This window comes from Xanthobacter sp. ZOL 2024 (genome assembly GCF_052932325.1).
Genome location: NZ_CM128808.1, coordinates 282,998 through 308,674, shown reverse-complemented (window position 1 = coordinate 308,674; position 25,677 = coordinate 282,998). Strand labels below are relative to the sequence as shown.

Below are 25,677 nucleotides of genomic sequence, written 5' to 3'. Positions count from 1 at the left end.
AAAAAAGCCCGCCGGGTAGGGCGGGCTTGATATTTTCGGCATTGGAGCGTCACTGCTCACGCCGCCCGAAGCGCCCTCGCGGTCGCAGATCGCAGCATCTCGCGCACGGCTCCTGGGTTTTCGTCAATGATCATCAGGTAAGCGCGCGCTGCTCCAGTAGGGCGGGCTCGTCCTTGTTCCCACTGCCGAATTTGGTGGACGGTAAAGCCAAATGCAGCAGAGAAATCCTCCTGCGAAACGCCGAGCTTCACCCGGATGCCGCGCACGTCTATTTCAGCGGGCACGAAGAGTTTGGCCGGCGTAGCGTCGCCGCGAGCAATCGCGGCGGCTTCGCGGAGCCCCTCTGCGATCTTGTCAAACGCCTTCTTGCTCATCCTCGTTCTCCAACAGAGACGACTCGTCGGGCGTATTCCCGAACGATCTCTTTCGTTAAAACCGCCAAACCATTTCGTTCAGCCTTTGATAAATCCACCCTATCGCCCTTCGCGAACACGGTGATCAAATAAACTGGAATATGCTCGCCACTATAAAATGTGATGGTGCGGAATGCGCCTCTTTTTCCCTTGCCCTTGCCGGCCCAACGGAGTTTGCGGCACCCACCAGTGCCAACTATTTCGTCTCCGGCGGTCGGATGGCGGGCGAGGTAATCCACCAAGTCGTCAACCTCGGATTCCGTCATCCCGGAATCCTCGGCAGCCTTCACGAATGCATGGGTTTGCGAGACGCTGTGCATGTCGCATTAGTACGTAAAATACGTACTTTTGTCAACCGTGAAAGCGGGGCTCACAGCATGGTGATCGTACCGCGCCGGCGCCCACTCCCTCACCGCCTTCGCCCGTACTTGCCGACCACGCGGTGGCAGGTGGGCCAGTCAGCCCGCAACTCGGTCCACTTGTCCGGAGGATTGTATTGCTCCAGGCGCCACTCCTCCTCGGTCCAGCTCACCAGGTGCTTAATGATAGCCTCGGCATCGCCATTCGGGGGATGATCGTAGAGCACTACGTCCTCATCCGCGGCCGGCCCTAGGCCAGGATGAACCAAGGCCATGTCTCCGTGGCGATAGGCCGGGAACATGGAGTCGCCGTAGACCAGTAGCCCATATGCGTGTGGCACCCCTTCAAGGATCGCGGGCCGCTTGGCCCATTCGATCGGCTCGAAGTTCACGAGCAGGTGCCCTGAGCCGCCAGCCGCCGCTGCGTATATGGGGAAGTCCTTTGCACCCACAAGTTCGGAGCCAGGGACGATCTCGGGCTTGAACCCTTTAGTTTTTCCGGACGGCAGTTGGGGTGAGGTTGCGCCGCCGTGTAGCCGCGAGGTTAGGTCTTCCACGCTCAGGTCTAGGGCTCTGGCTAGCTTGGCGAAATTGTCGCCGCGCACGGAGCGCTTTTTGTCCGTCAGGATATCGTTGAGGAAGTTGCGCTCAAGCTCGCCGATCCGAGCGGCTTCGAACGGATTGCGGTTGAGTTCGGCGAGGCGTGTTTCGGCTACTTCTTTCAGCGCGGGCATGCGGATTTATCCGACGAAATGCCAACAGGAATCCAGACGGATAATTCCGATTGACAGAGCAGGAAAAATCCGACTATTTTCCGACGCATGGAGAATGAGCTTCGATACGACCTGAGATCATGCGCCGAAGCGTATGCAGAGGCGCGGAACATCAAGATATCGACAGTTGGCCGGCTCGCAGCCGGAGACTGGCGTTTCTTCGACCGGATCGTCGAGGGGAAGAGCTTCACAGCGCGGACCTATGACGAGGTGATGGGGTGGTTCGCGGTCAATTGGCCGGAAGACATTCCGTGGCCGAATGACATTCGGAGACCCGCCCCGGCCGCTCAAGGCGAGGTGGCGTGATGTGTGCGCGCCTATATTGCCGCCTTCACGGCACTATCCCTAGCCATGCGCGACTGTGTGGTCATCCTGCCAAGCAGAGCTTCACCATCATTGATGGAGGCGCAGCATGAACATGCCCCGGTACACCTTCATCCGTGCTGACGGAAGCACGATCTACTTCCACTGCTTCAATGACGTGCATGCGAAGCAGATCGCTGACGCCACGGGCACATTTGTGTCTGTGCTGGACATGTCCGGCCGCATCGTGTGGAGCGCCTAATGGGCTCACTCCGCAGCGAGAGAAGGGCGCCCCCGGCGGCGTACAGGCGCGACGTTGGTGACGCCGCCAGGGGCTACAGCCTCAGTGCGCGGGGCAACAGTGCGCACCGAGACATTCCACGTCGCAGCGACATTGCTGCGCACGGTTTCCATGATGTTCTCAATCTCCCCAGCCCCTTCAATGGGCATGGACGAGAGAGCGGCGACGCGTGCCAGCGCATCCTGCTCAATCTCTTGGATCGTCCCTTTCAGATGGGGCTCGCGTGCCAGCACGAGCATGACCAGCTGTCGGTACGCATCGGCATAGACGCGGCCTTCAACAAAGGCTGTGAGCGCCTTCAGTTCCATCCGTTTGATCCTCAGTCTGTCGATGGCAGCGCCTGCCAGGGCGCCCAACGGCTGCCAGTTCTCCCCGCCGGCTTCCTCCCGGCCAACTTCGCGGCCCCAGGTTCCACCCTGGGCTGCGCCTCTATCCAGCAGCATCACGGCGCATCCACCTAAGTCGTCCGTGATCTGCAACATGACTGTCTCCGAAGTCACCCTGTGAACATCGACAGATGAACACAGGTGGCCTCTGCGATGCTGAAGAAATCCTCTGCGGAGCGTGAAGGAATGAGCGACGCGTACCTTGAGCGTGCCGCCGGATGGGCGGAGTGGATGGTCTCGCGGGAGTCACGCGGCCCTGGGGACACGGACAACGCACGGCACCGCGTGGCGCAGCGCAACGGCGTCCCGTACAGCACATTTTTCGCATTGAAGTGGCGTCGCCCCAAGTGCCCGCAGCGTATTCGCGGGATCTATGAGCAGATGCGTGAAGCGTACCTCAATGAATGCAAGCGGCAGGTGGCGCGCCTTGAGCACGAAATCGCAATCACCGAAGCGATCGCCGGGACTTCTGACGCTGATCTACTGGAGGCTACGGCTTTGGTGGAAGCGGCGAAGGCTAAGCTGACCGACTAATGCGGCCGGCGGATGCGGCCCCGCCTGCATGTAACCGCAAGACGAGGCCGCTGGAGGCACCACGATGTTGAATGTAAACGAAGCTAAGCAGAATAAAAAGAGGTCTCTTACCTCTCTGGCGGGCCTGTTCACTGAAAAGGAATTTCATCCTGCTTCAGTGCTCTGCAATGGATTCGTGACCCTCACGGCATCGCAAGCGGCTGCGCTGATCAAGATGTGCCGCTATGAGCATCAAAAGCGGGACCTCACCGCTGGCGGCAAGGAGCACATCCGTGTCCTGGCCGATCTGATGAAGCGGCGCCAGTGGCGGGAAAAGGACAAGATCGACTTCGCCCTTTTCGATGGCAAATACATCATCCTCAATGGACACCACCGGCTCACGGCTCAGGCGCTGGCGAATGTTCCCATCGAATGGACCATCGTCGTCCACGTCTGTCAGACGGCTGAAGAAGTGGCCGAATTCTATTACACCTTCGACACGAACCTAAGGGTGCGGTCGAATGCCAATATCCTTGGCGCCTCCGACCTCGCTGCGCTGATTGGCGTTAAGCCCACCGCTGCTGAAGCGTTGTGGCGTGCCGTTCCGCTCCTAATCTCCAATTTCGATTTCAATGGTAGCGCGCGTGATGTGCTCTTCACGCGGGTGATCGACCGGCGCATGGAAGCCTGCAAGGCCTACCAACGCGAAGTCATCGCCTGGGAAGACGCCATCTCCGGCGGTTCCCTCTTGATCAAGAAGCGCCTGCGGGCTCAAGGCGCCTGCGCCGTGGCGCTGACGGCCTTCCGGTATCACCCCGTCCTTGCGGACAAGTTCTGGCGCAGTGTCGCCAATAATGACGGTCTGTCCAAAGGTGACCCGCGCCACAGCTACGTTCGATCCCTGGTCGAATATTCTGTGAAGAGCGGCGATGCTACCTCCACTGCGTGGCCGGCGGCGATCTGCTGGAACGCCTTCTATGCGGGGCGAGATCTGACGGCGATCCGGCCTGGAATTCAGGCCAACTTCCGCATTGCGGGAACTCCCATCGGAAAGAAGAGCTGATGTCCGAAGTCATCGACCTGCCTATCGCGGAGATCTATCCGCATGTCGAATCCCGACCAGTTGATCAGAAGAAGGTGGAAGCCATCGCCGCGAGCGTGGAAAGCATCGGCCTTCTCAACCCCATCATCGTCCGGCGCGCGATGAAGATGAGGATGGGCAGGGAAATCGAGGCGTGGGAAATCCTCGCAGGCAACCACCGATACGAGGCATGTTCAACCGTCCTCCAGTGGGACACCATTCCTTGTGTCGTCCGAAACGATGACGATCTGCGGGCAGAGCTTGTCATGATCGACGAGAACCTGTGTCGGGCTGAGCTCAGCCCAGCGCAGAAATCCTATCAGGTCGCGCGGCGCAAGGAGATCTATGAGGCGCTGCACCCGGAGGCGAGGCATGGCGTCGCGGGTGCCATCGGTCGCTGGAATGCAGACGACAATTTGTCGTCTGCATTTTCTGACGCGACCGCACAGGCAACTGGCCTAAACAAACGCACAATCCAGCGAGATGCCGCTCGCGGCGAAGCGCTGGGAGAGACCTTAAAGGACATCGCTGGGACATCCTTGGATAAGGGTGTTGAACTCGACGCCCTCGTGAGGCTGGACCCAGACAAGCGGGCTGATGCGATCTCGAAAGTGAAGTCGGGTGAGATCCGGTCTGTCCGGGAATACGACGCAGCTGGTCCATCTGGCATTGACCGCGAGCTGAAGATTGAGGCGGCGCGGAACATCGCATCGCGTCTGGCTGAGTGGTGCCCCCCGTCAGAATGGGAGTGGCTCAAGTCATCTCTGTACACGGCTGGGGCGAAAGCTGTCGCTGATGCCTTCATCAATGAGACAGGCGCAGGTGTCGCGACGATGGACCGAGCGAATAGCAGGTGGTCGTGATGGATGCCATCACCATCACCCTGTCCGGAGAGCCACGCGGCAAAGGCCGCCCACGCTTTGGAAATGGCCGCACCTACACGGATGCGAAGACACAGAACTACGAGGCTGCTCTGCGTATTGCTGCGATGGACGCCATGGGGCGCAGGAAGCCCATGGATGGACCGGTGGTGATGGAGATAGAGGCCAGGGTTCCAATCCCCGAGTCCTGGTCGAAGAAACGCCGTGAGCAGGCCCTGTCGGGTGAGTTGAAGCCGACGAAGAAGCCGGACCTGGACAACATCATGAAGACCACGGATGCCCTAAATCAGGTGGTTTTCGTTGACGACAAGCAAGTGATCAAGGCCGTTGTGAGCAAGATATACCACGAGGCACCGGCATTGATCATCACCATCTATGGAGCCGTGTGATGTCTGAACTGTGGACGGTTGATGAAGACCAGATCGTGACGAAGGGATTCAAGGTCGGTCTTTCTGACCGAGAGATCGCCCGGTCCTTAAACGATGCCGGGTTCTCTAGGACCATGGGTAGCGTCTCTAGCCGACGATCCTCTCTTCGGCTCTTGTATGAGCGACGCAATCGTTCTGGCATGTGGACACCAGAGCTTGACCAGATCCTTATCACCTGCGTGTTACAGCGACTTGGCCCGACAGATATGTCGAAGGCGGTCGCGGATGCTGGTTACGTCCGCAGCCCATCCTCATGCAGCAGCCGAGCTGAGCGCATCGGCGCCTATGACGACCTGGATGGTGTGAAGACGATCAAGGTCATTTCCGATCCTCTTGCAGAGGCTCTTAGGAAGCACCATCAAGGCATCGAAAGCGTTCGCCCTTCACAACATGATCGGTCTGTCCCAATGCGGATGACCGGCGCTATTCCGTTCTCTGTCACTGGCTCTCACTTTTGAGGACCGGAGATGAACTCTTCATACATTGATTCCGTAAGAGATCGGCGGATTCGCCTCGGAATAGACCAACCCCAAGGAACACTGAGATCCAGGTGTCGCATAACAGAGGACATGAGGGCGCATGTCGATATGTACGAAAGATGCCGGAACGCGGTTTTCTACGCTGTCGACCCAGCCGGGGAACATGTGAAGGCGTGGATACGGCATATCAACATCGTGTTCCCGCTGGACCTAGATGTCCTTGAATTGAATGATGGTAGGCGCCAATGGCTCGCCACGTCATGCGGCGTGTCGATCTCGCGAATAATCGCAGAGACATCGAACTACACCATGGTCTCTGTGGAGGACATCCTCAGTCAGAGGCGAGAGCGGGAAATCGTCGTTGCTCGACAAGTTGCCTACCACCTCGCGAGAAAGTTGACGACAAAATCAATACCAGAAATTGGAAGGGCGTTTGCTCATAGAGACCACACAACAATACTACATGGATTGAAGAAAATCGGTCGGCTGATCGATTCAGACGAGGACCTTCGGAAAGCGGCTTACTCCATTGAGCGCGAATTGCGGGGGGAGATATGAGCACCTATCGCCACCAAGCAGAAGAAGTGGAGCTGTCCTTTATGGAGCGCCGGGACCATCTCGCAATCCTCTCGAATAAGGAGATCGGAAAGGGCGGCTTAGACCCTGTGGAGATCAAGCGCAGGGAGGCCCGTCTTGCTGTCCTGAAGGATGCGGCGACGACACTATACCGAGTGGCGGAGAAAGACGAAGCGCGGCGGGCGGAGGCGGCGGAATGACTGCTCATATCCTCACTGGCGGAGAGGTGACAACAGGCAGGCGCAAGCCCTCTGATCTGGTCGCTGAATACGATGCCAAGGTCGCAGCTATGCCGGCGGCGCTCGCAGCATTCCAGGTCGCGCAAGAAGAGGTGAAGATGGCCAGTACCATCGGCGGGACTTGGGGAAACAGGCCATTTGACGCCGGGCGATTGGATGGGCGTGACATGCAGGCAATGCTACTCCGGTCGGCATGGCGACACACCTATAAGCTCTATGCCTTGGAGAACTTTGCATCTGCCGCGGACAAGAAACGCATTGAGCAGATGTTCGAGGACCCACCAGCGTTCACGGTCGACAACATCCGCGACCGGTTCGGCTCCTACATCATGGACCCGTGGGGCTCTATTCTGCGCGGCCTTGCTGAGCAATTCGCGGACCTAGACCCAGCTTTCAAATCTCATGAGAAGGTCAAGATAGGTGTATCAGGGCTGCCAAAGCGTGTCATCATCGGGGGCTTCAGCGAATACACGCATTGCTACGGACTGGAGCGCGTGCGCGACATCCTGAACGCTCTCGCCGCATTCCAGGGCAAACCTCTTCTGACTCATCGTGAATTGTCTGGGCTCCTGAAGGATGGCAATGCCCTGGTGACAGACGGCATCTTGCCGGCGAGCAAATATGAGGCTGAGGCCCAGGTGATCGGCCGCGGAGTCTGGCTGAAGACCTACAAGAACGGGCGCGGGCACCTATTCTTCGGTCCGGAGGCTATGCGCGACGTGAACCGGGCATTAGCTGAGTTCTACGGCGATGTGCTCCCCGACGCTGCTGAAGAGCGCCCGGCCGCGCCGCGGGCCGGGACCGCGGTCGCCAAGGACCTGCAGTATTATCCGACGCCCCTCGCTGTGGTGGAGCGCGTGCTGGGGGATCTCTACATCAAGTCCGAGGAGCGGGTGCTGGAACCGTCCTGCGGGTGTGGCCGGTTTATGGATGCCTTGCGCGAGCTGGGAGCGCGACCCTTCGGCATTGAAGTCGATCCCGGCCGGGCGGCGCAGTGCAGAGCCAAGGGCCACAACGTGCTCCTCTCGAACTTCCTCGAGACCGAGCCCACAGGTGACTTCGACCGCGTCGTTATGAATCCGCCATTCGCCGGTCGCCACTATGCCAAACACGTTGCACACGCGTTGCGATTCTTGAAGCCTGGCGGGGTGCTGACGGCGGTCCTCCCCGTGACGGCCCGCTATGACCATGGCCTCTTGGATGGAAGTTGGAACGACCTCCCGGTGGGCAGCTTTTCCGAGAGCGGAACCAACATCAACACCACTGTGCTGACCATGAGGAGGGAGGCGCAATGAGCGCGGATGTCATCGATATGGAATCTGTGGCTGATGAGATCATGCAGGATCGGTATAGCCGGTTTCTCGCGCTTGATGCCGTTTTTCAGCGCACAAAGCGCCTGCAAGATGGGATCGCCGCCGGCCGGGCGAAAAATGAATTCTACGACCTCTTTCTTTCCTCAGAAGCCCGCCAATCAAATGTGATTTTCCGCGACTTTGGGGAGCGCTGAGGTGGATAACCCGACCATTGTCGCTGAACAATCCCTGATCGGTGCGGTGCTGATGAATAGCGCAGCATTTGATGCTGTTGATGGTCGTGTCGCGGCATCTGACTTCAAGGAGCCGATTCACCAGAGGCTTTGGGAGGTTTTCTCTAAAGCCAGGCAGAATGGTCAAGCGCTTGATTATAAGCTGGCAATTTCAGCGCTTGGCTCCGATGCCAAGGTGGAGATACTGCCTGAATTCACGGTTGGCCGATATGTTGCGAAGCTCGCAGCCGAAGCGACAACTGTCGTCAATTGCCGGGATTATGCCTCTGTAGTGAGGCAGTCTGCGGACTTCCGGCGCATGGCTGACGTGGCCGATGACATTCGCAACCATGTTGCGCGTCCTGAGGTTTCGTCCCCTGAAGAGGTGGCTCGTCTATGCATTGAGCGGCTGGATGCGATCGTCTCAGTGAACACTTCACGGTCGTCTCAATCCATGTCGGCCGGTGAGGCTGCGAAGATTTCCTTCGATCGGATGATGGAAGCGAAGCGCATGGGCAAACCTCAGATGGGTGTCCCATATGGGCTGGTGGATTTGGACCATGCAACGCTCGGCATGTGGAAGGGCCAGATGATCCTGGTCGGTGGGCGTCCGTCCATGGGGAAGAGCGCAGTCGGCGTGGCTTTCGCTCTCAACGCCGCAGAGGCGGGATACGGGGTCGCCTTTTTCGCTTTGGAAATGTCCGCCGACATGATGACGGACAGGGCTCTTGCATCGTTGGCCTATGATAACCGTAGGCCCTTGAGCTACATGGACATCAAGGCAGGGAATGTCTCTGACGAACAGTGCGAAGAACTCGGCAGAGCTGCGCTGCATTTGGACGAGATTTCACTGCACATTGACCCCCAGCCTGGGCTGACAGTCGGGCAGATCGTAGCCAGATCCAGAAAGCTGAAGTCTCGTCTTGAGGCTGATGGGAAATCGCTTGATGTGGTGATCGTAGATCACGTCGGTCTCGTTGCGTCGTCTGACCGCTATGCCGGCAACCGCGTCAATGAAGTGACCGAGATTTCCGGTGCATTAAAGGCCATGGCGAAGGACCTCGACCTTGCAGTCATGGTGATGTGCCAGCTTAATAGAGGCAATGAGGCTCGCGAGGACAAGCGGCCCCAGCTCTCCGACCTCCGCGATTCAGGCGCCCTGGAGCAGGACGCGGATGTGGTGATGTTCGTATATCGGGAAGAATATTACCTGGATCGAAAGAAGTGCACCGACGCCGCATCTGAAGGTGAGAGGCTGAACCGATTAGACGCGGTTCGCAACACGATGGAGATCGCCATCGCCAAGCAGCGTCAGGGACCGATCCAGATTTGCACGGTGTTCTGTGACATCGGCGCCAACGCCATTCGTAACCTCGGGAGGTGAGCATGGAATGGGTGGCATTCGCAGATAGAAAGGATGGGTTTAGCCCACCAGACTCCGACGACTGGGCGGAGTGGCTCCGATGGGCTATTTTGGTGATGGACCAAGATGATCGTGACATAGGTTTTATCGCATCCCTTTTCTCTTACAGAATGAATCGTGGCGCGCTGACGGACAAACAAATCAAATCCGCTCTGAAAATCATCCGTCGCTTAGTGCATGGTCATGAGATTAGAGCCCATTGCCCAGGCGTGTCGGCAAGCCACGCGCCAATCGCCCCTTGTTCCCCTCCCTCTCTGAGGGTCGTCGGAGGTAAGGATTCCAAGCAATGAGCGATACACCTGAGTGCTTCGACGTCAGGTGCGTGCCATACATGCCGCTGCACGTCGAACGGCTTAAAAAATCAAGATCCTGGCTGAGATGCAAAAAAAATCCTGCGCTAGGGTTTTATCTCATGAATTTGTGGATGCGGGCGTGGCATGAGCTTCCGGCGGGCTCCATCGAAAATGATGACGATGTGCTTGCCGACGCCGCAGAGTGCGCGCCCGATGATTGGGCTACGGTCAAGTCGGAAGTCCTGTGTGGATGGGAGGAGCACGACGGGAGGCTATATCATCCTGTTATTTTGGAGGTCGCCGCAGAAGCTGCGAACAAGATCAAGGTAGCACAACTGAGAACCGCTGCCGCACGCAAGGCGCGGTCTGATCGTGCGAAGAAAACCGTTAAAAATCAATGCAGCGATTCTGTTACAGAGACTGTCACAGAGACTGTCACAGAGCTGTTACAGGCCCCCGAAGGGAAGGGAAGGGAAGGGAAAGAAGCTGCTAGCGCAGCTTCCGCAGGCGCGGGTGCTGTCCCGGCTGCGCCGAAACGTGACCGATCCTGGGTGCTGGCGTTGGAGGACAGACTGCGTGCCGCCGCAGGACTCGAAAACGACCCGTCCCCAAATCTGTCCGTCATCGGGCCGATAACGGGGCTCATGGATGCGGGCGCCGACTTGGAGGTGGATATCCTCCCGGTCATCCGGGCAAGGGCGAGGTCCGGAGCAAAGCCGAGGTCCTGGTCTTTTTTTGTTGGGGCCATCCAAGACGCGATGAAGGCTCGCCATGCCGCTGGAGAGCCGCTCGTTGTGCGCCAGGAGCCCCCGGGAGAGACGCACGCCGAAAAACGGAAGCGCCTTGGAATGCCAGACCCGGAAACCCGCGACTTGGGCTGGTGGAAGCCGAAGGTGGAGACGTTCTACCGCTGCCGCGAGTGGGTGGACTGGATGTGTGGGCCTCCACCGGGTGACCCGGGGTGCCTCGCCCCGCAAGAGTGGATCGACATGTACCGTCCGAAACCCCGAATTGTCGCATAGGAGAAATCAATGGCTGGATCGGTTAACCGTGTAATGCTGATCGGAAATTTGGGCCGCGATCCTGAGGTTCGCAGCTTCCAATCGGGAGGAAGAGTGTGTAATCTGCGTATTGCCACAACTACGATTGTGAGGTGTACTTATGCCAACTGCTGAAGCCCCCTTCTTAAGGTTTCTGCGGGGATATGTTGTTGACAAAGCAACAGGGTGTTGGCTTTGGGTTGGACATAAATACCCGAACGGGTATGGCGCCATAAAATCATTTGGGCGAACGATCTCCGCGCATAGGTTTGCTTACGAGCTGTACAAGGGCCCGATTCCGGAGGGAATGGAGATCCTTCATAGTTGCGATGTCAAAAACTGTGTAAACCCAGATCATCTGAGGGTGGGAACGCACCGTGAAAATATGGAAGAGGCATCTGCCCGCGGATTGATGCCGTCCGGGGTCAATAGCCCGAAATACGGAAAGCCAAATCCACGCCCGAGACAATCCAATAGGGTCCGGGTATTGGGTGTGGAATATGAAAGCCAGAAAGCCGCAGAAAGGGCACTTGGGCTTGGCTCTGGGACCGTCGCTTATTGGCTAAAAAACTGTCCAAATAAGGCGACCATGATTTCGATTGGAGAGCTAAATGGCTTCCGTGAATAAAGTGATTATCGTCGGAAATCTGGGGCGAGACCCGGAAGTTAGGTCTTTTGGGAATGGTGGCAGGGTCGCCAATCTTTCGGTCGCTACATCTTCGGTGTGGCGGGAAAAATCATCGGGCGAGAAGCGCGAACGGACTGAATGGCACTCGGTCACGATCTACAACGAAAACCTCGTTGGCGTTGCTGAGCGATTTCTGAAGAAGGGCTCCAAGGTCTACCTGGAAGGGCAGTTGGAGACCCGGAAGTACGAGAAGGATGGACGGGACGTGTACTCGACGGAGATCGTCTTGCGTCCGTTCCGTGGGGAGCTGGTGCTCTTGGATGGGCGGGATAGTGCGTCAGATGGACAGGGGGAGCCGCTGACGGGCGATCGTGGTCGTGAAGCTACTCGGCAAGGTCGGAGCGAAGAACGGGCTTCTACAGGCTCTCATAATCGATCTGATGATTTCGACGATTTCATCCCGTTCTGACGGACCTGAAGGTGCAAAATGAGCACGATCGCTGCGGAGATTGAGCGCCTCGCCTCGTTCGGACTTGGATATAGGGAGATCGCCCGCCGGCTGGATGGGCGATCAACTGTCGGTTCTGTGGCCGTCACACTGAGTAGACTCCGTAAGGAGGGGCGCATTCCGCCGGTGATGCGTTGGCCGAAAATGCGGTTCGATCTGCCGCCTGATGTTGCTGTGCTTCTCGAGGCAGATGCCGAAGAGAGGGGGCTATCCCCTCAGGTACTGGGGTCGAGAATCCTCGAATGCGTAATCAACGGAGATCTGGTCAATGCCGTTCTCGACGATGGGTTCACCGCCGGTGAGTGAGGTGAAGGATTTGGGCTATTCCTCACTGGAGGAAATCCTTCGGCAGGCCTTCGATCAAGCCTCCTCCGGAAAGGGCAGGGAGCGCCATGCCAACGGGCGTCCATTTGACCGGCAGCCCATCATGGAGACGAGCCGCATGGTTGGGTTGGGCTTCCCCGCTGGGCAGGTGATGAAGAAGGCTCAGGAGGCCTGCGGAATGGCGGACAGAGGGCAGCTTCATGAAGCTGAACGAGAGATGCTTGGTGTGATCGTCTACGCGGCTGCGGCGGTGCTCTTGGTGAGGGAGAAGATCGCATGTCGATCCTGACCCACGTGCCTACCGACTCTGAGGCTGCCCTGAAGGCCCGCATTCGGAGCCTGGAAGCAAGGGTGTCCTTGTTGGAGGCGGAGAAGCACGGGCTCACACAACTTTATGCCGCCGAACGAGATGCGAGAGCGCTTGCTGAACGGAAGGTGAAGCGGCACGAGGTGACGGGAGTTCTTCCAGCCGGCACTATCGCGTGGTGGTCTTATGCCTACCCTGGCGGAGATCAGGATCCGTGCATCGTGCTCAGTGCAAGACCTGACTATGGATACACCGTCAGGTATTTCCCATTCGGAGGAAATGACGGGCGATGGGTTGATGCTCATGCGGTGGACCAATTGGAAGCGATTCCACAGAGCTACATCAAAGAGCACCTGCAATACCTCGTGAAAGAGCGGGATAGGGTGGGGCTTCCGGATCAGAACAATGGCGAGAAGGGGACCAACGATGAACGCTGACGTAAGGGATCTTGTGGAGCGGCTGCGGGCGATGAACCACGCGCAATGCGATGACGCCGCTGCCACGCTCGAAGCGCAGGCATCCTATATCGACGATGTGACTGCGGAACATGAAGCGGCTGCAAAGCAGCTTATGCGCGAGGTTGAAATCGCGCGCGACATGAGCGAGATCAATTACCGTAAATGGGCAGAAGAGCGCGTGCGAGCTGAGGTGCAGGTGGAAGAGATCAAGAGGCTCAGGCAGGAGAATGTGGGGGCATCTGCACTTGAGGCTTTGGGACTACCGTCCGGGGCATTCCGAGATGTTGTTTTGGTGATGAAAGAGCGGGCCGAAGCCGCAGAGCGCGAGCGTGACGCGCTCAAGGCGGAGAACGAGAGGATGCGGACCCTGGTAGATGCATCTACTATCACCGCAGTATCTGGAATGCTAGTGGAGAACGACAGAATTAGAAAAGCATACGCAATAATTGAGTGCGCCGTTATGGAGTTAATGCCATATTATGGCGACGATTACAGAAGGTTCATTGATAAGAAAATGGCGGCGGCCCGCGCCGCCCTCCACCCCACACAGGGAGGTGAGTGATGTGTGACCGCATCCGTTTGGATGAAGTAGGTAAAACTGAGTGCGGATATACGATCTTCCGTGAGCCGAATGGTGTCGGTGGACACCGCTATTGGAGCGATGAAATAGGCGGCGGGGTGCTGGTGTGGGACACCTCCCTTGTGGATATGGAGACGCTGCGCAAGTGCTTGAGAATTGAGGCGATGCGGGTAGTCCCTTCGATGGAAGGGTGACTGCGCTCACAGATCGCCAAGCCTCTGAACTCCTATGGCCCATTGCCTCGATCATGTCTGTCCTCAGGGATGGAGTAGAGGACAAGGGGCCGGAGTATATCGAGACGATGCGCCTTCTATCCATCGCAGAGGATGAGGTGATCGCCCTGCATGGTGGTCTAGATGGTGGCGTGAAGATCAAGCGCCGCGTCGAAAGAATGCTCCGTCTTACTCTAGACCGAGTTATCCACAATGGCGCTGAAGTCGAGAAAATAGGCTTAATCGTCTTTTTCGTCGTCCAGGCATTGGTTGACGGCGACTGTCTCGTCTATAATGCGGGAAGCGCGATAGCCAAATCACTCATGGCATTCGTCGAATCGATCTCTCATGGGGCGGAGTCAGAGAAAGTCATGAGGTCTGCGCAGAAACAGGCGGGGAGGATGCTTTCTTCCCTACAGTCTCAGGGCTACTACACCGGCCTGTTGAAGGCAAAGGCGGCGTGAGCATAGAGGGGCAGCATGGCGCGACCTGGACGGAAGGCAAAGGCAGTGCAGCGCTATCCCAGTGGGCAGCCGGTGCACTCTAGCCGAGATCCTCGCGGGGAAACGGTGGTGAGTATCCTTGCGACTGTTCGGTCGCAGCGTGAGAAGCTCTTGCCTCCGAGCCTCGCAATGCAGCCCGAAGCGGAATACGAGCTGGGCCGCATGTACCTGCGTCAGGTGATCACGCCACAGCTTCACCGGGCTGGGTTCGAGTACATGCGCTTGGTGCATGACCACCGGCGGCTTCTCGGCTTCCCCAGCCCATTCCCGAAGGCGATGGACTTTGGTGCAGTGCACGGGCTTTCTCTGCACTCTGAGCCGGACCCGGACAGAGTCAAGCGCATCTCCAACCTTGAAATGCGGTCACGGACAGTATTGGCAGATGCAGGCACGAGCGTGGCCCGAGAGGTGCGTGACGTGTGCATTGAGGATAAGCCTGTGAGGAGTGTGGATAACCTAAAGATCGGGCTGCAGGCGCTGGCGGAATTGTTTGTGATCCCCGTTGACACGCAGGCTCGGTGACTGTACTACAGAAATCGAAGCTAGGCGCTTTGCGCCGTTGTAGGATTGCCCTGTTGGGTGCGTTATCCCTGAGCGAAAGTTCGTGTTGAAGCCAGCCTCGCGATATGGGCTTGTGGAGCGGATGAGTAGACGGCGCGGCGTGGCCCCGCGATGGAACTCCGGGAAGCTACGGAGATTGGGGACGGACGGTGCAAGCCGGTGGTGCTGATACCACCTTTGCCGACCTCGAGTTTCGCGGAGTAGCCAAGTGGGACGGCTGACGGCTCATAACCGTATGATGAGCGGGTTCGATTCCCGCCTCCGCAACCATATCGAGGATGCCCTCGGAACGGTCAGATTTCGCAGGCGACCCGGCGCTTGAGCATCCGGGACCATTTCGCAGGGTGGAGAAACAGTATCTCGCCTGGTTCATACCCAGGAGATAGCCCGTGCAACTCGGGCCCCTGCAACCATTTCGCGGTACGTGCCCTGGACCGTCTCCGCTCGCGGTCGCGCAAACATCTCGGCAGGTGGCAACGACCCGGAGGGCGCAGCGAGAACAGGTGCCACTATGTCACGCTCATTTCGACATACGCCGATCTTCGGGATTGCGATTGCCGTCAGTGAGCGGGCGTTCAAGGCGTTCGAACACCGAAGAGAGCGTAGGGCAACCCGCGCCGCTCTAGGTGTAGGGCAGGACCCGCCGCACCCGAAAGGCTTCGGCAACCGGTGGAATGGCCCGAAGGACGGGCGCCAATTCTGGGCTGATGCAGCCCCGAAGGACCTGCGGAAGTAGGAGAGGTGGCCGAGCGGCTTAAGGCGCCAGTCTTGAAAACTGGAGGCGGGCAACCGCCCGTGGGTTCGAATCCTACTCTCTCCGCCAGTTCGCCGCTGTAGCTCAGATGGCAGAGCGCCGCACCTGTAATGCGGATGTCGCGGGTTCGATGCCTGCCGGCGGCACCAAGAAGGCATATTCCGATGCTCATGTGGATTGGCGCGTGGGTGACCTGCGTCGGGCTGATGTCTGCGGTGTTGGGCTGGGAGCCGGGCCCCGCCATAGTCCCGTCTCCTCCTGAGGAGAGCGCCCCGGCGGCCAAGAAGCCGAAGCGAGATGCGAAGGGTAGATTCACCAGTGCTTGAGCGGCGGAAGGACGTACCGGCCCTGGACCGGTTCCTGATGAGCCATAGGACCTGCGCCAAGTGCGGTGCCACCGCGACCTTGGTGGACCACTACATCGCTCACAATGGGGACGAGGCCCTGATGTTCCTGGAAGAGAACCTCATCCCCGTCTGCCGAGAATGCCACTCTCTCACTGAGGCCACCTGTGAACGAACTCAATGACCTTGAGCGCCGTGCCGCCTTCCTGGCGTTCCTCTCGCAGGCTCAGAAGGTGATGAGCCTGAACAATGTAGAGTTCTCGGCACAGCTCATGGAAGTGGCTATGGATCTGGCGCCGGAACTTTTCACTGTGAATGAGGATGAGGAGCCGACAGGGGTATTCCAGTGACCTGCCTCCGCTGCATCAAAGCCAGACGAGCGCTTTCTGAAGCCGCCAGAGCCGCGATGAAGGGCGATGTGAAGCGGGCTGCATCAGATGCACTGGCAGCTGCCGGTGAAGTGGCTGAGAAAATCAAGGGCGCATTGGCGAAGGCAGAATGACAGGCCGGCAAAGGACAGACTGGGAAGCGATTGAGCGAGACTATAGGGCTGGCTCGCTTTCCATTCGAGAGATAGGCCGGAAGCACGGCGTCAGTGATACGGCCATTCGGAAGGAAGCGAAGGCCAGAGGCTGGAAGCGAGACCTTGCCGAAAAGGTTCGCAAGGCGGTGCGCGAGGAGGTGGTTCGCGCCACAGGTTCGCAAGCGAGTTCGCAAGAGCAACGTGCGACAGATGCCGAGATTGTCGAGACGGCGAAGTGGGTTGGTGTCGAGGTCCAGCTGTCCCATCGGAGAGACCTCCAGCAGCTCCATGCGCTGAAGCGGATCATCTCTGGCCGGCTTGCAGTTTACCTTGATGGCGGGGAACCGGACGGCCCATTCATGGGCGAGAAAGAAAGCCCCGGGGATTTGCTGGAGAAGCTGTCCCGCGTCACATCCCGCCTGATCCCATTGGAGCGACAGGCCCACAACCTTGACGACGAAGCGGTGAAGATCGAGCACACCGGTAAATCTGGTGGTGTGATCGAGGTCGCCGCTATGACCACAGACGAGATCCGGGAGCGCTTGAAGGAACGTGGCCTCCCTACACGAATTTTCGACGAATGACCTGGACCTGCTTGAGCAGCTCGCTGTTCATGAGGCGCGGCAAAAGTTTTGGGCTTATCGGCAGTACCTGACGCCGAAGATCAAGATTGGATGGTGGCAGAGGGAGGTCGCGGGGCACTTGCAGCAGTTCAAGGACGATCTCCTGTCCGGGACGTCGCCCATGCTGGTCATTCAGGCCCCGCCTCAGCACGGGAAGTCGTTCCAGGTCCTGGAGTTCATTTCCTGGCTGGTTGGCCACGATCCTGACCTGCGGTGCATTTATGCGAGCTTCTCAGAACGCCTTGGAGTCCGGGCCAACCTGAGGCTTCAGCGGATATTCGATGGTGAGAAGTACAAGCGGTTATTTTCTGGGACGAAAATCAATTCGTCGAATGTGGTGACCATTTCAGGTCATCACTTGAGAAATCGTGAAATCCTGGAATTCGTAGACCGGGATGGATATTTCAGGAACACGACGGTTCGAGGTGCGATCACAGGTGAAGGCCTGGATCTCGGGGTCATTGATGACCCGATCAAGGGGCGAGAAGAGGCAAACAGCGAGACGATCCGAGACAAGACCTGGGATTGGCTCATGGACGACTTCTTCACGCGCTTCTCTGAGCATGCGGGGCTATTGGTCATCCTGACACGTTGGCACATTGATGACCCTATTGGGAGGCTGATTGAACGGGAGCCCCGCCTTAAGGTTCTTCGGTATCCTGCAATAGCGGAGGTAGACGAGCCTAACAGAAAGGCCGGAGACCCCCTGTTCCCGGAGCACAAGAGCCGAGAGTTTCTGCTTCAGCGCAAGGCGTTGATGACGGAGGCGAATTGGCAGGCGCTGTACCAGCAGAACCCTATCGTAGCCGGCGGCAATCTGTTCAAGTCCGAGTGGTTTCTGGAGCACGACGAGCCGCCGCGGATCAAGTGGCGCGCCATCTACGTGGACACAGCTCAGAAGACGAAGGAACGGAACGACTACAGCGTCTTCGAGCATTGGGGACAGGGATTTGACGGGAAGGCCTACCTGCTCGGTCTGACACGGGGGCGGTTCGAAGCCCCGGAGCTTGAGGCTACGGCCATCCGATTGTGGGGCGAGGCGTCCAAAATGGATAGGGACCGCTGGGGTCACCTCCGCAAGATGGGCATTGAGGACAAGGTTTCAGGAACGGGTTTGATCCAGGCGCTGAAGCGCAAGGCGATCCCCGTCTCCCCGATCGAACGAGACAGAGACAAGTACACCCGCGCGCTGGACGTTGTCCCGTCTATTGCATCCGGGCTGGTGAGCATTCCGAAAACAGCCCCATGGAGGAAGGATTTCATGAGTGAAGTTCTGTCCTTCCCTGATGGCTCACACGATGACCAGTGCCTCGTTTCAGGAACTGTGGTTAAAACGTCCAATGGGGACGTACCTATTGAACGCATAAGCGTCGGCGACCTTGTGCTCACCAGGAGCGGGTATCGAAAGGTTCTTTGGTCTGGGATCACGAACCAATCCGCGCCGGTCATGAGGGTTGAATTCTCCGATGGCAGGAGCCTGACTGGGACGCATTCCCACCCAGTGTGGGTTGATGGCGCTGGGTTTGTTCGTCTTGATAGCTTGGTCGGGGCTGGATATGCTGTCGTATGCCAAGAACACTCCCAACAGACCACGTTGAGTCAATCGTCCTTAACGGCGTCACTTTCCGCCGGTATCCAAAATCTAAGCATGCAACACATAGGCGGTACTATACGCCGGGTGGGAGCGATGCTGCTGGAGGGGTTGAGGCCCTTCACCGAGAGATTTGGAAGCAACATTTTGGTCCCATATCTAGCGGGTTCCAAATTCACCACATCGACGGCGACACCCTCAATAACAGCATTGAAAATCTGGAGTGCATCAGCGGAGATGAGCACAAAAGAATTCATGCTGCGGAAGGGACGTGGAGGAATTCTACGGCCGTACATAAGCACATGGCAGAAATACGGGATCTTGCTGCTGCGTGGCACTCAACCAAAGAGGGGAGAGAATGGCACGCTAATCAGGCAAGAGAGTCTTGGAGCTCCCGTATCCCGATGGATTTCACGTGTAGTGAGTGTGGTGTCGGGTTCACATCAAAAAAGATCGGTAGCCAGCGCCAGGACGGTAAGCGCTTCTGTTCCGGGAAATGCCGCGCCACTGTCAAAAGGAAAGAAGGCCGAGACCGAAAGCAGAAGCATTGCGTGGAATGCGGAATTCAGTTCCTCGGCTTATCTCGCGCACAGACATGTTCTCGTAAGTGCGGTGCGCGCCTACGATCTAGGAATATGCGTTCCAGTCTATAATCTCACAGTCGATGGATGCCATGAGTTTTATGCGAATGGCATCCTCGTTCACAATTGCGACCCGATGATGGATGCAATCACCGATATGTGTGGTGCGCCACAGCTGGTCATTCCTGATGCCGCCCTTGAGCGGTCGCGAGGCTTTCGCCTGTGACTGAGGCCCAAGAGAAGCGCCGGGAACGGAACCGCCGATATTACGAGAAGCAAAAAGCGAAGAGGGCTCAGGGACGCGCTGTCATTGGTGATGCAGCGTTAGCCCGGTCGCGCATGAAGCGGGCGCAGGGCGTGCCGAACATCTTCGAGCCGTATAAGCCACCGAAGAGTGTCGCGCCTGCGATGGCGATGGATAGTTCTTTTTCCGATACCATGGCATGGGCTCTTGGTGGCCTGACGCAACAGACTGGTGTCACGGGGTTCCTCGGGTATCCTGTCCTCTCTGAGCTTGCCCAACGCCCTGAGTATCGGCGCATCTCCGAGATCCTCGCGATGGAGATGACCCGGAAGTGGGTGAAGCTCTCCCACGATGGGGATGACGACAAGTCCGAAAAGATCAAGGCCATCGAAACCGCGATGGACCGCCTCCATGTGAGGGACGTGTTCCGTGAGGCAGTTGAGCAGGATGGATTCTTCGGGCGTGGTCACATCTATCTCGACTTTGGTGTGACAGATGATCGGGAAGAGCTTCGCCAGTCTGTTGGCGATGGGTGGAACAGCGCTAGCCAGCAGAAGGTGCCAAGGAACTCCTTCCGACGCCTGAAATCTGTTGAAGCGGTTTGGTGCTACCCCAACGATTATAATTCCTTCGATCCCCTCCGCCCGGACTGGTTCCACCCCACGACGTGGCTGGTGCAGGGCAAGGAGGTGCACTCCACTCGCCTTTTGACCATCATTGGGCGTGAAGTGCCTGACCTTCTGAAGCCGGCCTATTCATTCGGCGGCCTGTCCCTGTCGCAGATGGCGAAGCCGTATGTGGACAACTGGCTTAGAACGAGACAGTCGGTTGCTGACCTGATCTCGTCCTTCTCAGTGTTCGTTCTGAAGACGAATCTTGATGAGAAGCTGCAGGTCGATCCGAACGGAGACCAGCTTTTCAAACGGGCGGACTTCTTCAACAACATCCGCGACAACCGTGGTCTGATGATCACTGACAAGGAGATGGAAGATTTCGCCAACGTCTCCACCAGTCTTGCAACACTGGACGCCCTGCAGGCACAGACACAAGAGCATATGGCGTCTGTAAGTGGCATCCCACTGGTGAAGCTTCTGGGTATTCAGCCGGCGGGGCTCAATGCGAGTTCTGAGGGAGAACTGGAGTGCTTCTACACCTGGATCAATGCCCTCCAGGAAAAGATGCTCAGCGAGCCGCTGAGGACGGTGCTTGGGTTTATCCAGCTGTCTCTTTTTGGCGAGGTTGACACCTCCATCACGTTTTCTTGGGAGCCGCTTGGCGATGTGTCCGAGCTTGAGGCCGCTCAGATCCGCAAGACCAATGCCGAAACCGGACAGGTGCTGATCGCCGGAAAGGTCATTTCACCTGAGGAAGAGCGTCAGCGCATCGCCTCTGATGACGACTCGATCTATGACAACATCGATGTGGAGGCCGCCCCAGGTGACCGCCTGACACCTGTCGAAAAGGCGACCATCGCCGCCGGGATCACGGGTGCGATCGTCCAGGCTGAGGGCTCCGGGTTGGTGGACACTCCTATCGCGATGGAGGAGCTGCGCAAGCTCAGCCTGGCGACGGGGGTATGGACGTCAATCACGGAAGTTGATGTGGTCGAGGCGAAGCTCGCGCCCGAACCGCCGGAGCCTGACCATTCCGTGCCTGGAGGTGAAGAAGGCAATCTTCCCTTTGGTGGCGCCCAAGACGAGGGCTTCAAGGAAGAGGACCATCCGCGCGATGATGACGGGAAGTTCGCCGCTGGCTCCGGTCAGGGAGTCGGTGGGGAATACGCGGATCTCAAGCCATCTGATGTCTACTTTAAGCTGGCCGATGCTGAAGACGCGGGTGGGGAGCAGAATCTAAAGGAAGTTGCTCAGAAAATAGTGAAAGAGCGCTCAGATCTAGCAGAAGCAGTTATCAGGGGGGCTTCGGATCTCGGGTATTCCAACATTGGGATCTCAGTTAAGGAGACGCCCCGGGATCTACCTGAGCCTGCGCAGAATGATGATGATATAATCGATCATAACTGGACACCCAGTAGGTCGTGGAGCGATGGGGTTCCTTCAAAAGAGGAGGCTGCTGCCGCGTTGGCCAACAATGAGGTCCCAGATGGATGGGCTATTCATGGCCGTGGCCGCTCAGATTCGCTGTCGACTGGGTATGTTACGCAGATGTCTTATTCGACAGACGTTGCCCGTCAATATGCAGGTAAAGACGGTAGCATTTGGTACATAAAGCCGAATGATGATGCAAGAATACTTGATTTCACGTCAACAGATACAGACGACATGTTGACGCTGAAAGAAAAGTTCATTGAATCATTTGATGATGGTGATTTCCCGGATCAGGAATGGCTACCGGAAGATCCGGAAGAGGCGTGGGAGAAGGTTTCTCAGAACTTTGCCCCAGAGAATATTGTTGATAGCGCTGCGGCGTATGACAACGACAAGTGGGTCGAGTGGCTGCTCGGGGCGACCAGTGCCTCTGGGGTGATTACACCAGACGGGGCGGTCGCTATGGATCTTGATCAATATAAAAAGGTCAGGGCGTCGTGACGCTTCAGGCCCTGATGCTTGCCTTCGATAAGGCCTCAAATCGCTCCGCAGAGCAGAAGTCATTCAAGAGATCCAAGGCGGCGGAGAGGCGCTATGCGAAGGTCCTCCGCAAGGTCGCAGTCCACATCCAGTCCATCGTGGACGCCTTCAACCCTACGCCCTCCAGTCCTGACGATCCGATCGACCCCAGCCTGACGGCACAGATCGAGACGGCCCTCAACCGCTATGCCCAGCAGTTGGATGACTGGTCGTATGCTGTTGCAGACCGAATGGTGAAGGAGGTCGCGGCGCGGGACGAATCCTCGTGGTTCGATGTCTCGAGAAAAATGGGTCGGGCTCTGCGCAAGGAAATAGCAGAGGCCCCCACTGGACAGGTGATGCGCGAGCGCCTGGAAGCTCAGACGGCCCTAATCACGTCCATCCCAAGGGAAGCCGCGGAGCGAGTCCGCAAGCTCACCCTGGAGGGGATTGTTCAGGGTACTCGGCCGGCGCAGATCGCCAAGGAGATCATGCGGTCAGGTGAGGTCGCGGAGAGCCGGGCGATGCTGATCGCCAGGACTGAGGTGAGCCGCACGGCGACCGAATTGACGCGGGCGCGGGCGGAATACATCGGCTCGCCGGGCTATTGGTGGAGGACAGCCGGTGACACGGATGTTCGAGACTCCCACCAGAAGATGAACGGACAGTTTGTTGCCTGGAACAACCCGCCGACTCTGGATGGGATGACAGGTCACGCAGGACAGCTTCCGAATTGCCGGTGCTTTTGCGATGTAATCGTGCCGGAAGAGTGATAGAATGAACGAGCCGCCGAGGTGCTGGTAACACCTGCGACGGCTCTAACCACAACGATCATGCGAGGATCGAAATGGCTGCGCACAGCTTACATGGCGATATTAATATTGGCGATAGGTTTGGGCGGTGGACTGTCGTCGGCCCATCACGATCTGTCCCAACGGCAGGGAAGCCACGACGCGTAGCCCCCTGTATCTGCGAGTGCGGGGTCCAGAGGGATGTACTGTGCGCTGCACTTCGCGGAGCAACGTCAGAAAGTTGCGGATGCCTAAATCGCGAACTTTCTCGTGCGAAAGTATCTCATGGGGCGGCCCGGAAGGGGCAGCGTACGGCGGAATATAGAGTTTGGTCTGGGATGAACGCTCGATGCTATCGAGCGTCGCACCCTAGGTACAAGGACTATGGAGCGCGCGGAATCACCGTTTGCAGCGATTGGAAAAATAGTTTCCAGTCGTTTTTGCGCGACATGGGGATGAGGCCGGGGTCGGAATATTCAATAGATAGATTGGATAATTCTCGCGGATATGAGCCGGGGAATTGCCGATGGGCAACGCCACGGGATCAGATGGCCAACAGAAGGGTCAGTGTTTCTGTAAAATACCTCGGGACAGAGACCCCAATAAGCCTGATACCAAGGCCTGATTGGCTATCTTTAGCCGCTCTTCATGCCCGTATCCGAATGGGGTGGACTATAGAAAGAGCCTTATCTGACCCACTTCAGGCCAGAGGCAAACGACGCGCACCTACCGTCGCTGATTCCTGACGGAGGCGACTGATTTCAGCTTTCAGTTCCTCGATGCGCTTCAGGAGCCGCTCGATGCAGTTCGCAGCGCCCCATTGCAGGGCATCTTCAATGCGGTGCTTTCTCGCGAGGCCTAGCTTGAAGGCTGTCTCTGGGATGCCTTCGTTCAGATCGTCTGTCTCTTCTTGAGCGGCTTCTCTGAGCAATTCAATGAGGTCCTCCGGCGGTAGGTCCGGCAATCCATCATTAGGGTCCTGCATCCGTCCTCCTCGCGCGCCGGGGAGACGGTAGCGCGGCAACGCACGCGCCTCAACACCTGAAAGGCACATCATGGCTGACGAAACCGCCCAGACTGCGGAAAGCACAACTGCGACCACTGAACCGACCAACACCGAATTGGCGGCCAAGGTGGATGCCCTTACCGTGAAGGTCGAGGCCTTCCTGAATGAAGTGGGCGGCGCCTACGCCAAGCTCGAAGCCCACCTGCGTGGCAGCGGCTGCCGGTTCCGCTGATCATGATGGCGGTTCCCATGCTCGCATTCGATAAGGCGTCCATTCGCGATTATGACCGCGATGGGCGTTTGCATGTGGATCTGACGCCCATCAGCAAGGCCAACATCTGTCCATATCGAGGTGATGAGATCCCGAATTGGGAAGGCCTCGGGCTGGATGCGAACAAGATCTATCAGCTTTACCGCGATCCGGAAGAGCTGGAGAAGGCCGCAGATACATTCAATAATCTGCAGATTTTGACGCGCCATGTTCCTGTGACGGCGAATGATCACCAGCCGGATCTGGTGGTTGGATCGACAGGAACTGATGCGGTCTTTGAGGGACCATACCTCAAAAACACGCTCGTCATCTGGGCCCGCGATGCCATCGAAGGCGTCGAAAGCGATGCTCAGAAAGAGCTGTCGTGTGGATACCGATACCGAGCCGACATGACCCCCGGTGAAGTAAATGGGGAGCATTTCGACGGTGTAATGCGGGACATCGTGGGAAATCATCTCGCTTTGGTTCCGAGTGGCCGCGCCGGGCCGGACGTTGTCGTCGGCGACTCCAAGGAGAAACTGAATATGGCCAAGACCGTACTGTCGCGGAAAGCCGTGCTACTGCAGGGGGCCGCACATGCGTGCCTTGCGCCGAAGCTGGCGGCTGATGCGAAGATTGATCTCACTCCGGTATTTGCTGGTGTGACTTCCAAGAACTACCTGTCCAAGAAGCCCTCCATCATTTCCGAGATCACCAAGCGCGTCTCCGGGAAGCTGGCGCAGGACGCTGACCTTGAAGACCTTCCGGGTGTCCTGGACGGCCTGGACAACATGGACCCGACTGAGGAAGCCCCGCTTCTCATCGATCCGGCGAAGGACGCCGATCCGGTGGACCCGATCTCCGCCCTCACCGCGAAGGTCGATGCGCTGATCGAGGCGGTTTCCAAGCTGACCAAGGCGGAGGCTGCTGAAGCCCCGCCGGCCCTCGACGAAGACACTGAGGAGGAAGAGAAGGTGGACAAGCCCGCCATGGACGCGGCGATTGCCGCCGCTGTGAAGGCCGCAGACGATCGTGGGCGCGCCATCCGCGAAGCTGAGAAGGCGATCCGCCCCTACGTGGGTGAACTCGCCATCGCTCAGGACAGCGCGGACAATGTCTATAAGACCGCGCTCGAAATGCTCGGTGTGGATGTGACCAATGTCCATCCCTCGGCTTTCCCGGTGCTCCTCGCCCATCAGCCCAAGCCTGGCTCTCGCAAGCCTGCCATTGCCCAGGACGCTGCGTCCGCCAAGGGCTTCACTGACCGGTTCGCTGACGCCGGCCGCATCCGCATCGCCTGAGGAGATCCCGA

At 57.9% G+C, this 25,677-nt stretch carries 35 protein-coding genes, 3 tRNA genes and 2 pseudogenes; 35 read left to right on the top strand and 5 right to left on the bottom strand.

All coding sequences use genetic code 11. From position 1 onward, the window contains the following. Positions 1 to 56 precede the first annotated feature (56 nt). The 3 genes from ACU4E7_RS01550 to ACU4E7_RS01540 all read right to left on the bottom strand — a co-directional run bounded on the left by ACU4E7_RS01550 (position 57) and on the right by ACU4E7_RS01540 (position 1,506). A complete protein-coding gene (locus ACU4E7_RS01550) occupies positions 57 to 374 on the bottom strand; it encodes a helix-turn-helix domain-containing protein (protein WP_447020399.1) in 318 nt (105 codons plus the stop codon). Further along, positions 371 to 733: a type II toxin-antitoxin system RelE/ParE family toxin gene (locus ACU4E7_RS01545; protein WP_447020398.1), complete on the bottom strand. Its 363-nt coding sequence runs from the start codon at positions 731 to 733 to the stop codon at positions 371 to 373. Before ACU4E7_RS01545 ends, ACU4E7_RS01550 begins: the two co-directional genes overlap by 4 nt. A gap of 89 nt (positions 734 to 822) precedes the next feature. Next, positions 823 to 1,506: a S24 family peptidase gene (locus ACU4E7_RS01540; RefSeq protein ID WP_447020397.1), complete on the bottom strand. Its 684-nt coding sequence runs from the start codon at positions 1,504 to 1,506 to the stop codon at positions 823 to 825. An 87-nt stretch (positions 1,507 to 1,593) separates the two neighbouring features. Between ACU4E7_RS01540 and ACU4E7_RS01535 the strand changes: the two genes are divergently transcribed. Together ACU4E7_RS01535 and ACU4E7_RS01530 are read left to right on the top strand one after the other, a co-directional pair. Continuing rightward, positions 1,594 to 1,851 (top strand): hypothetical protein, encoded by a 258-nt coding sequence (locus ACU4E7_RS01535; protein ID WP_447020396.1) that lies wholly within the window; start codon positions 1,594 to 1,596, stop codon positions 1,849 to 1,851. 106 nt (positions 1,852 to 1,957) lie between these two features. After that, on the top strand, positions 1,958 to 2,110 hold the full coding sequence (locus ACU4E7_RS01530) for a hypothetical protein (RefSeq protein ID WP_447020395.1): 153 nt from the start codon (positions 1,958 to 1,960) through the stop codon (positions 2,108 to 2,110). Positions 2,111 to 2,115: 5 nt separating this feature from the next. On the opposite strand, the gene ACU4E7_RS01525 is transcribed toward ACU4E7_RS01530, so the two are convergent. After that, on the bottom strand, positions 2,116 to 2,631 hold the full coding sequence (locus tag ACU4E7_RS01525; RefSeq protein ID WP_447020394.1) for a hypothetical protein: 516 nt from the start codon (positions 2,629 to 2,631) through the stop codon (positions 2,116 to 2,118). Positions 2,632 to 2,688: 57 nt separating this feature from the next. Between ACU4E7_RS01525 and ACU4E7_RS01520 the strand changes: the two genes are divergently transcribed. The 31 genes and pseudogenes from ACU4E7_RS01520 (at position 2,689) to ACU4E7_RS01370 (ending at position 23,091) form a co-directional block, all read left to right on the top strand. Continuing rightward, positions 2,689 to 3,069, top strand: a complete 381-nt coding sequence (locus ACU4E7_RS01520; RefSeq protein ID WP_447020393.1) for a hypothetical protein — start codon at positions 2,689 to 2,691, stop codon at positions 3,067 to 3,069. A gap of 64 nt (positions 3,070 to 3,133) precedes the next feature. Continuing rightward, on the top strand, positions 3,134 to 4,111 hold the full coding sequence (locus ACU4E7_RS01515) for a hypothetical protein (protein WP_447020392.1): 978 nt from the start codon (positions 3,134 to 3,136) through the stop codon (positions 4,109 to 4,111). Beyond that, positions 4,111 to 4,992, top strand: coding sequence for a ParB/RepB/Spo0J family partition protein (locus ACU4E7_RS01510; RefSeq protein WP_447020391.1), 882 nt, complete (start codon positions 4,111 to 4,113; stop codon positions 4,990 to 4,992). Before ACU4E7_RS01515 ends, ACU4E7_RS01510 begins: the two co-directional genes overlap by 1 nt. Next, on the top strand, positions 4,992 to 5,399 hold the full coding sequence (locus ACU4E7_RS01505) for a RusA family crossover junction endodeoxyribonuclease (RefSeq protein ID WP_447020390.1): 408 nt from the start codon (positions 4,992 to 4,994) through the stop codon (positions 5,397 to 5,399). Before ACU4E7_RS01510 ends, ACU4E7_RS01505 begins: the two co-directional genes overlap by 1 nt. Continuing rightward, on the top strand, positions 5,399 to 5,896 hold the full coding sequence (locus ACU4E7_RS01500; RefSeq protein WP_447020389.1) for a hypothetical protein: 498 nt from the start codon (positions 5,399 to 5,401) through the stop codon (positions 5,894 to 5,896). The genes ACU4E7_RS01505 and ACU4E7_RS01500 overlap by 1 nt, the downstream gene beginning before the upstream one ends. A 111-nt stretch (positions 5,897 to 6,007) precedes the next feature. Beyond that, positions 6,008 to 6,475: a helix-turn-helix domain-containing protein gene (locus ACU4E7_RS01495; RefSeq protein ID WP_447020388.1), complete on the top strand. Its 468-nt coding sequence runs from the start codon at positions 6,008 to 6,010 to the stop codon at positions 6,473 to 6,475. Continuing rightward, positions 6,472 to 6,693: a hypothetical protein gene (locus ACU4E7_RS01490; RefSeq protein WP_447020387.1), complete on the top strand. Its 222-nt coding sequence runs from the start codon at positions 6,472 to 6,474 to the stop codon at positions 6,691 to 6,693. Before ACU4E7_RS01495 ends, ACU4E7_RS01490 begins: the two co-directional genes overlap by 4 nt. Further along, a complete protein-coding gene (locus ACU4E7_RS01485) occupies positions 6,690 to 8,027 on the top strand; it encodes a DUF4942 domain-containing protein (RefSeq protein ID WP_447020386.1) in 1,338 nt (445 codons plus the stop codon). The genes ACU4E7_RS01490 and ACU4E7_RS01485 overlap by 4 nt, the downstream gene beginning before the upstream one ends. Then, positions 8,024 to 8,239 carry a hypothetical protein gene (locus ACU4E7_RS01480; RefSeq protein ID WP_447020385.1) on the top strand — a complete coding sequence of 72 codons (216 nt, stop codon included), beginning with the start codon at positions 8,024 to 8,026 and terminating at the stop codon, positions 8,237 to 8,239. Before ACU4E7_RS01485 ends, ACU4E7_RS01480 begins: the two co-directional genes overlap by 4 nt. 1 nt (position 8,240) lies before the next feature. After that, on the top strand, positions 8,241 to 9,641 hold the full coding sequence (locus tag ACU4E7_RS01475; RefSeq protein ID WP_447020384.1) for a replicative DNA helicase: 1,401 nt from the start codon (positions 8,241 to 8,243) through the stop codon (positions 9,639 to 9,641). A gap of 325 nt (positions 9,642 to 9,966) precedes the next feature. Then, entirely contained in the window at positions 9,967 to 10,995 is a 1,029-nt protein-coding gene (locus tag ACU4E7_RS01470) for a DUF1376 domain-containing protein (RefSeq protein WP_447020383.1), read from the top strand. Between the two features lie 9 nt (positions 10,996 to 11,004). Next, positions 11,005 to 11,115 (top strand): annotated as a pseudogene (locus ACU4E7_RS01465) (single-stranded DNA-binding protein); the annotation flags it as partial. A gap of 19 nt (positions 11,116 to 11,134) precedes the next feature. After that, a complete protein-coding gene (locus tag ACU4E7_RS01460; protein ID WP_447020382.1) occupies positions 11,135 to 11,641 on the top strand; it encodes an HNH endonuclease signature motif containing protein in 507 nt (168 codons plus the stop codon). Continuing rightward, a complete protein-coding gene (gene ssb / locus ACU4E7_RS01455) occupies positions 11,625 to 12,110 on the top strand; it encodes a single-stranded DNA-binding protein (RefSeq protein WP_447020381.1) in 486 nt (161 codons plus the stop codon). Before ACU4E7_RS01460 ends, ssb begins: the two co-directional genes overlap by 17 nt. 18 nt (positions 12,111 to 12,128) lie before the next feature. Continuing rightward, entirely contained in the window at positions 12,129 to 12,455 is a 327-nt protein-coding gene (locus ACU4E7_RS01450) for a hypothetical protein (RefSeq protein WP_447020380.1), read from the top strand. Further along, on the top strand, positions 12,418 to 12,762 hold the full coding sequence (locus ACU4E7_RS01445) for a hypothetical protein (RefSeq protein WP_447020379.1): 345 nt from the start codon (positions 12,418 to 12,420) through the stop codon (positions 12,760 to 12,762). Before ACU4E7_RS01450 ends, ACU4E7_RS01445 begins: the two co-directional genes overlap by 38 nt. Continuing rightward, positions 12,750 to 13,217, top strand: coding sequence for a hypothetical protein (locus ACU4E7_RS01440; RefSeq protein WP_447020378.1), 468 nt, complete (start codon positions 12,750 to 12,752; stop codon positions 13,215 to 13,217). Before ACU4E7_RS01445 ends, ACU4E7_RS01440 begins: the two co-directional genes overlap by 13 nt. Continuing rightward, a complete protein-coding gene (locus ACU4E7_RS01435) occupies positions 13,207 to 13,800 on the top strand; it encodes a hypothetical protein (RefSeq protein WP_447020377.1) in 594 nt (197 codons plus the stop codon). The genes ACU4E7_RS01440 and ACU4E7_RS01435 overlap by 11 nt, the downstream gene beginning before the upstream one ends. Then, positions 13,800 to 14,012 carry a hypothetical protein gene (locus ACU4E7_RS01430; RefSeq protein ID WP_447020376.1) on the top strand — a complete coding sequence of 71 codons (213 nt, stop codon included), beginning with the start codon at positions 13,800 to 13,802 and terminating at the stop codon, positions 14,010 to 14,012. The genes ACU4E7_RS01435 and ACU4E7_RS01430 overlap by 1 nt, the downstream gene beginning before the upstream one ends. After that, the gene (locus ACU4E7_RS01425; protein WP_447020375.1) at positions 14,009 to 14,494 is read left to right on the top strand and encodes a hypothetical protein; all 486 of its coding nucleotides are present in this window, start codon (positions 14,009 to 14,011) and stop codon (positions 14,492 to 14,494) included. Before ACU4E7_RS01430 ends, ACU4E7_RS01425 begins: the two co-directional genes overlap by 4 nt. A gap of 168 nt (positions 14,495 to 14,662) precedes the next feature. Further along, positions 14,663 to 15,055 (top strand): hypothetical protein, encoded by a 393-nt coding sequence (locus tag ACU4E7_RS01420; protein WP_447020374.1) that lies wholly within the window; start codon positions 14,663 to 14,665, stop codon positions 15,053 to 15,055. Between the two features lie 233 nt (positions 15,056 to 15,288). Continuing rightward, positions 15,289 to 15,364 (top strand) — tRNA-Ile (locus tag ACU4E7_RS01415). 465 nt (positions 15,365 to 15,829) lie between these two features. Then, positions 15,830 to 15,917: transfer RNA gene (locus ACU4E7_RS01410), tRNA-Ser, on the top strand. Between the two features lie 4 nt (positions 15,918 to 15,921). Beyond that, positions 15,922 to 15,997, top strand: a tRNA-Thr gene (locus ACU4E7_RS01405). 362 nt (positions 15,998 to 16,359) lie between these two features. After that, the gene (locus tag ACU4E7_RS01400) at positions 16,360 to 16,542 is read left to right on the top strand and encodes a hypothetical protein (RefSeq protein ID WP_447020373.1); all 183 of its coding nucleotides are present in this window, start codon (positions 16,360 to 16,362) and stop codon (positions 16,540 to 16,542) included. A 148-nt stretch (positions 16,543 to 16,690) separates the two neighbouring features. Further along, positions 16,691 to 17,299, top strand: coding sequence for a hypothetical protein (locus tag ACU4E7_RS01395; protein WP_447020372.1), 609 nt, complete (start codon positions 16,691 to 16,693; stop codon positions 17,297 to 17,299). Between the two features lie 160 nt (positions 17,300 to 17,459). Further along, positions 17,460 to 18,764, top strand: a pseudogene (gene terL, locus ACU4E7_RS01390) (phage terminase large subunit); the annotation flags it as partial. Positions 18,765 to 18,904: 140 nt separating this feature from the next. Further along, a complete protein-coding gene (locus ACU4E7_RS01385) occupies positions 18,905 to 19,582 on the top strand; it encodes an HNH endonuclease signature motif containing protein (protein ID WP_447021699.1) in 678 nt (225 codons plus the stop codon). Beyond that, positions 19,542 to 19,736: a hypothetical protein gene (locus ACU4E7_RS01380; protein ID WP_447021698.1), complete on the top strand. Its 195-nt coding sequence runs from the start codon at positions 19,542 to 19,544 to the stop codon at positions 19,734 to 19,736. Before ACU4E7_RS01385 ends, ACU4E7_RS01380 begins: the two co-directional genes overlap by 41 nt. Further along, positions 19,733 to 22,300, top strand: coding sequence for a DUF1073 domain-containing protein (locus tag ACU4E7_RS01375; RefSeq protein ID WP_447020371.1), 2,568 nt, complete (start codon positions 19,733 to 19,735; stop codon positions 22,298 to 22,300). Before ACU4E7_RS01380 ends, ACU4E7_RS01375 begins: the two co-directional genes overlap by 4 nt. Further along, positions 22,297 to 23,091, top strand: coding sequence for a phage head morphogenesis protein (locus ACU4E7_RS01370; RefSeq protein ID WP_447020370.1), 795 nt, complete (start codon positions 22,297 to 22,299; stop codon positions 23,089 to 23,091). Before ACU4E7_RS01375 ends, ACU4E7_RS01370 begins: the two co-directional genes overlap by 4 nt. A gap of 718 nt (positions 23,092 to 23,809) precedes the next feature. Here ACU4E7_RS01370 and ACU4E7_RS01365 read toward each other — a convergent pair. Further along, complete coding sequence (locus ACU4E7_RS01365; protein ID WP_447020369.1) at positions 23,810 to 24,094, bottom strand: hypothetical protein; 285 nt, start codon at positions 24,092 to 24,094, stop codon at positions 23,810 to 23,812. Between the two features lie 70 nt (positions 24,095 to 24,164). On the opposite strand from ACU4E7_RS01365, the gene ACU4E7_RS01360 reads away from it, so the two are divergent. Together ACU4E7_RS01360 and ACU4E7_RS01355 are read left to right on the top strand one after the other, a co-directional pair. Further along, entirely contained in the window at positions 24,165 to 24,347 is a 183-nt protein-coding gene (locus ACU4E7_RS01360) for a hypothetical protein (protein ID WP_447020368.1), read from the top strand. A 17-nt stretch (positions 24,348 to 24,364) separates the two neighbouring features. Further along, positions 24,365 to 25,666, top strand: coding sequence for a DUF2213 domain-containing protein (locus ACU4E7_RS01355; protein WP_447020367.1), 1,302 nt, complete (start codon positions 24,365 to 24,367; stop codon positions 25,664 to 25,666). Positions 25,667 to 25,677 lie beyond the last annotated feature (11 nt).

Coding starts and splice junctions, on each gene's coding strand:
- ssb (WP_447020381.1), top strand. CDS start 11,625: ATGGCTTCCGTGAATAAAGTGATTATCGTCGGAAATCTGGGGCGAGAC.
- ACU4E7_RS01470 (WP_447020383.1), top strand. CDS start 9,967: ATGAGCGATACACCTGAGTGCTTCGACGTCAGGTGCGTGCCATACATG.
- ACU4E7_RS01420 (WP_447020374.1), top strand. CDS start 14,663: ATGCAGCCCGAAGCGGAATACGAGCTGGGCCGCATGTACCTGCGTCAG.
- ACU4E7_RS01480 (WP_447020385.1), top strand. CDS start 8,024: ATGAGCGCGGATGTCATCGATATGGAATCTGTGGCTGATGAGATCATG.
- ACU4E7_RS01355 (WP_447020367.1), top strand. CDS start 24,365: ATGCTCGCATTCGATAAGGCGTCCATTCGCGATTATGACCGCGATGGG.
- ACU4E7_RS01430 (WP_447020376.1), top strand. CDS start 13,800: ATGTGTGACCGCATCCGTTTGGATGAAGTAGGTAAAACTGAGTGCGGA.
- ACU4E7_RS01540 (WP_447020397.1), bottom strand. CDS start 1,506: ATGCCCGCGCTGAAAGAAGTAGCCGAAACACGCCTCGCCGAACTCAAC.
- ACU4E7_RS01510 (WP_447020391.1), top strand. CDS start 4,111: ATGTCCGAAGTCATCGACCTGCCTATCGCGGAGATCTATCCGCATGTC.
- ACU4E7_RS01460 (WP_447020382.1), top strand. CDS start 11,135: ATGCCAACTGCTGAAGCCCCCTTCTTAAGGTTTCTGCGGGGATATGTT.
- ACU4E7_RS01485 (WP_447020386.1), top strand. CDS start 6,690: ATGACTGCTCATATCCTCACTGGCGGAGAGGTGACAACAGGCAGGCGC.
- ACU4E7_RS01550 (WP_447020399.1), bottom strand. CDS start 374: ATGAGCAAGAAGGCGTTTGACAAGATCGCAGAGGGGCTCCGCGAAGCC.
- ACU4E7_RS01505 (WP_447020390.1), top strand. CDS start 4,992: ATGGATGCCATCACCATCACCCTGTCCGGAGAGCCACGCGGCAAAGGC.
- ACU4E7_RS01500 (WP_447020389.1), top strand. CDS start 5,399: ATGTCTGAACTGTGGACGGTTGATGAAGACCAGATCGTGACGAAGGGA.
- ACU4E7_RS01365 (WP_447020369.1), bottom strand. CDS start 24,094: ATGCAGGACCCTAATGATGGATTGCCGGACCTACCGCCGGAGGACCTC.
- ACU4E7_RS01535 (WP_447020396.1), top strand. CDS start 1,594: ATGGAGAATGAGCTTCGATACGACCTGAGATCATGCGCCGAAGCGTAT.
- ACU4E7_RS01495 (WP_447020388.1), top strand. CDS start 6,008: ATGAGGGCGCATGTCGATATGTACGAAAGATGCCGGAACGCGGTTTTC.
- ACU4E7_RS01445 (WP_447020379.1), top strand. CDS start 12,418: ATGCCGTTCTCGACGATGGGTTCACCGCCGGTGAGTGAGGTGAAGGAT.
- ACU4E7_RS01530 (WP_447020395.1), top strand. CDS start 1,958: ATGAACATGCCCCGGTACACCTTCATCCGTGCTGACGGAAGCACGATC.
- ACU4E7_RS01360 (WP_447020368.1), top strand. CDS start 24,165: ATGGCTGACGAAACCGCCCAGACTGCGGAAAGCACAACTGCGACCACT.
- ACU4E7_RS01520 (WP_447020393.1), top strand. CDS start 2,689: ATGCTGAAGAAATCCTCTGCGGAGCGTGAAGGAATGAGCGACGCGTAC.
- ACU4E7_RS01525 (WP_447020394.1), bottom strand. CDS start 2,631: ATGTTGCAGATCACGGACGACTTAGGTGGATGCGCCGTGATGCTGCTG.
- ACU4E7_RS01515 (WP_447020392.1), top strand. CDS start 3,134: ATGTTGAATGTAAACGAAGCTAAGCAGAATAAAAAGAGGTCTCTTACC.
- ACU4E7_RS01395 (WP_447020372.1), top strand. CDS start 16,691: ATGACAGGCCGGCAAAGGACAGACTGGGAAGCGATTGAGCGAGACTAT.
- ACU4E7_RS01545 (WP_447020398.1), bottom strand. CDS start 733: ATGCACAGCGTCTCGCAAACCCATGCATTCGTGAAGGCTGCCGAGGAT.
- ACU4E7_RS01440 (WP_447020378.1), top strand. CDS start 12,750: ATGTCGATCCTGACCCACGTGCCTACCGACTCTGAGGCTGCCCTGAAG.
- ACU4E7_RS01450 (WP_447020380.1), top strand. CDS start 12,129: ATGAGCACGATCGCTGCGGAGATTGAGCGCCTCGCCTCGTTCGGACTT.
- ACU4E7_RS01385 (WP_447021699.1), top strand. CDS start 18,905: ATGCCAAGAACACTCCCAACAGACCACGTTGAGTCAATCGTCCTTAAC.
- ACU4E7_RS01490 (WP_447020387.1), top strand. CDS start 6,472: ATGAGCACCTATCGCCACCAAGCAGAAGAAGTGGAGCTGTCCTTTATG.
- ACU4E7_RS01435 (WP_447020377.1), top strand. CDS start 13,207: ATGAACGCTGACGTAAGGGATCTTGTGGAGCGGCTGCGGGCGATGAAC.